The organism is Polaribacter sp., assembly GCF_965656025.1.
Taxonomy (GTDB): domain Bacteria; phylum Bacteroidota; class Bacteroidia; order Flavobacteriales; family Flavobacteriaceae; genus Polaribacter.
This window is the reverse complement of record NZ_CBFHJT010000158.1, coordinates 1-1,031: the sequence shown is the minus strand read 5'-3', so window position 1 is coordinate 1,031 and position 1,031 is coordinate 1. Positions and strand designations below refer to the sequence as shown.

The 1,031-nt window shown below is 32.7% G+C and carries 1 protein-coding gene and 1 pseudogene; one reads left to right on the top strand and one right to left on the bottom strand.

Going from position 1 to position 1,031, the window contains the following annotated elements:
• Window positions 1-274 (bottom strand): annotated as a pseudogene (locus ACTG3S_RS14565) (choice-of-anchor B family protein); the annotation flags it as partial.
• Window positions 275-411: 137 nt separating this feature from the next.
• Here ACTG3S_RS14565 and thiL point away from each other — a divergent pair.
• Window positions 412-1,031 (top strand): thiamine-phosphate kinase (thiL, locus tag ACTG3S_RS14560; protein ID WP_439130052.1); only part of this gene is annotated, 620 nt, incomplete at its 3' end.

Below are 1,031 nucleotides of genomic sequence, written 5' to 3'. Positions count from 1 at the left end.
CCCCTAAGTTAGTACACATTAAAGCATATTCTTTGTTTGTAGATGGGTCTACCCAACCCCAAGAATCATTACCTTGTACGTTACCTTCACCAAATTCTTCTAAAGAAATATGGGCAAGTAAATCATAATCTTTACAAGGGTATGGGCCTGCCAAACCATTTTCGCATTTAAATTCAGGATTGATGACTAACTGAATTTCTGGTTCTACCACGTCTAATTTGTTAGAACAACTTGCAAAAACTATAAAACAAAGGAGTAATGATTTTTTAAACATAATTTTTCTTTTTAACAGAACGTGTGATTACATTCAAATAGTATACCAAACACAGTTACTATCAAAAATAGTAATATTATTTTTACTTCTCTGTTAAAGTAACCTTGTAATTTTAAGAATGTGCCTATCTTTGTAGCATGTTAGCAAATAAAAATCCACAAAAAACGTCGTTGGCTGAATTAGGAGAATTTGGCCTAATCAATCATATTACTAAATATTTTAAAGTAGAAAAACCTAGTACCATAAAAGCAGTTGGAGATGATGCTGCAGTTTTAGATGCATCAGAAAAACAAACTTTAGTTACTACAGACTTGTTAGTAGAAGGCGTACATTTTGATTTGAGTTATATGCCACTAAAACATTTAGGGTATAAAGCTGTAATGGTAAATTTATCTGATGTATATGCAATGAACGGAACTGCAGAACAAATTACAGTTTCAATTGCTGTTTCTAACAGGTTTCCACTAGAAGCAATTGAAGAGTTATATGCAGGTATTCAGTTAGCTTGTGATACTTATAAAGTGGATTTGATTGGTGGAGATACTACTTCTTCTACCAAAGGAATGTTACTTTCTGTAACTGCAATTGGTAAGGCAGAAAAAGAAGAGATTGTGTATAGAAATGGAGCCAAAGAAACCGATTTAATTGTGGTTTCTGGTGATGTTGGCGCAGCCTATTTAGGTTTGCAAGTCTTAGAAAGAGAAAAACAAGTTTTTAAAGTAGACCCAAATAATCAGCCAGACTTAGATAATTATAC